Source organism: Enterococcus sp. H57, from assembly GCF_003112495.1.
GTDB lineage: Bacteria > Bacillota > Bacilli > Lactobacillales > Enterococcaceae > Enterococcus_B > Enterococcus_B faecium.
Genome location: NZ_BEHC01000062.1, coordinates 1 through 1,679, shown reverse-complemented (window position 1 = coordinate 1,679; position 1,679 = coordinate 1). Strand labels below are relative to the sequence as shown.

Annotated in this window: 1 protein-coding gene; it reads left to right on the top strand. The window is 38.1% G+C overall.

The window, feature by feature from the left end; genetic code table 11:
• Positions 1-155: 155 nt before the first annotated feature.
• Complete coding sequence (locus DIZ30_RS11335) at positions 156-1,475, top strand: IS1380-like element IS1678 family transposase (RefSeq protein WP_002301788.1); 1,320 nt, start codon at positions 156-158, stop codon at positions 1,473-1,475.
• The last annotated feature ends 204 nt before the right edge of the window (positions 1,476-1,679 follow it).

Here is a 1,679-nt window from a genome sequence, read left to right as displayed (position 1 = left end):
CCTGAATAATTCATACTTTTAATTAAAACCATGTGAAACTGCCTCACGGCAGCTTACAATTACTTTTTCATCTTCACCCGTTAAGTGATGAAAAAAGAACCCCTTTCTGCTATGGTTAAAGTGACTAAACCAACCAAAAGAAAGGAGTTCTTTTCATGACTAGCTTACACAAAAACCAAGTAAAATTCAATTCAAATATCACTATTTCTCATACAGGTGGTCAATTATCGAGTGATTCGGGTCTCGTCCTAGTGAAAGAGCTAATGAACATCTTTGGTTTTTCTGAACTGGCTAAGCAACACATTCACATTGAAGACGAACGAGCGTATTTTACTCATGACAACTTATCCATACTTGAGCAGTTCATTATGCAATTAATTGCTGGTTACTCAGCTGATTCTGCAGCTAATCTCCTGAGACAAGATCCTGTGTTTAAAGCTGTTTTAGATAGGAAAGAACTCGCTTCTCAATCTTCACTTTCCCGATTTTTAGATCGACTATCTGAGGAGAATATCCATGAACTTCAAGCTTTGAACCAAGAACTTATCGATAAAGCACGCCTCATCCGTAATGATACGGAATTAATCATTGATTTAGATTCGACCCATTCAGATACATTTGGTCACCAAGAACAAACGGATTATAATACACACTACCAAACCTATGGTTACCATCCATTGGTAGCTTTTGACGGATTGACTGGTGACTTCTTAAAAGCTGAACTACGTTCAGGAAATCAATATACATCAAAAGGCGTAAAGGAGTTTCTCACACCTTTATTAGAGCACTATAATCACTCTCTACCAAACACTGACATCTTGGTTCGTGGAGACAGCGGGTTCGCTACACCTGGTGTGTATGATTCGTGTGAATCAAAAAAGAGTCATTATGTTATTCGACTGAAGAATAATCGTAGACTAGGTCAAATCGCTGAGAAATCAGTACTTTATGGCGATAATCAAAAGTGGGAAGAACGAGAAGTTCAGTACTTCTCGACCACTTATCAAGCACAATCCTGGTCACAAAGTCGTCACGTGTGTATACGCTCAACACGTGAAGCGGGCGAACTACTCTTTCGACATGAATTTATCGTGACGAATCTATCAGAAAATGTTTCTCCTGATACCATCTTTTCTCTCTATGCCAAACGTGGCACAATGGAGAACTTCATTAAAGAAGCGAAAGCTGGCGTTTACTTTGACAAAACAGACAGTCCTCGCTTTTTGGAGAATCATGTCCGAATGATGCTCAGCTTGATAGCTTACAACTTAGTCAACTTCTTAAGAACGATTGGCTTTGAAGAAGTCCAAAAGGGAATGACCATTCATTCTATTCGATTGAAGTTTCTGAAAGTTGCTGGGAAATTAGTCCAAACGGGTAGACGAGTCTATCTCAAATTATCTAGTTATCATGTGTATCAGAATGAATTCTACAGGGTCTTTGCTCGCCTGAGGCGAGGCAGTCAATGGATCTAATCCAACAATCTAACGATTTTTTTACTGGGAAGTTATCCAGGGAGAAGTATGCTCAAAATGCCTTACACCCAAAATTTATTCCTCAATATTTTTGAACAGTGAATGTTTGAAGTAACTTTTTAGTCAAAATCAGTTGATAGGGATATTAGTGATACATATTTCAATAAAATGTGCCAAAGAATTAAAGCTATGAATTATTCAGGT

Excerpts from the sequence above, each read along its gene's own strand:
- DIZ30_RS11335 (WP_002301788.1), top strand. The coding sequence starts at position 156 with ATGACTAGCTTACACAAAAACCAAGTAAAATTCAATTCAAATATCACT.